At 49.0% G+C, this 359-nt stretch carries 1 protein-coding gene; it reads left to right on the top strand.

From position 1 onward, the window contains the following. Positions 1-359: IS66 family transposase (locus AAEY62_RS20900; protein WP_350636222.1), on the top strand; the 359-nt coding region annotated here is incomplete at both ends.

Below are 359 nucleotides of genomic sequence, written 5' to 3'. Positions count from 1 at the left end.
GGTTGTTACGGGCAAATACTGCGATGCCTTACCGCTTTATCGTTTCGTTGACATACTGGGCCGTGGCGGCCTTGAACTATCGCGCGGAACATTAGCTAATTGGTGTATTAAAGCGGGCCTGCTAATCAGCCCCTTAGTGGCAGCCATGCAACGTCACTTGCTTAGTGAGCATAGTTTATGTGCCGATGAAACCCGTACACAAGTGTTAGATGAAGGTGACAACCCTAGCAGCAATTCCTACATGTGGGTTTATCGCAGCAATGAGGTCAGCCGTGAGCCTGTCGTGATTTACGATTACCAAGCAGGTCGAAGTCGCGCTTGCGCAAAAGAATTTCTTGCCGGTTATCAAGGCTATTTAC

The organism is Pseudoalteromonas sp. GW168-MNA-CIBAN-0100 (genome assembly GCF_040309225.1).
GTDB lineage: Bacteria > Pseudomonadota > Gammaproteobacteria > Enterobacterales > Alteromonadaceae > Pseudoalteromonas > Pseudoalteromonas arctica.
The sequence above is the reverse complement of the archived record's forward strand: the minus strand, read 5'-3'. Positions and strand labels throughout refer to the sequence as shown.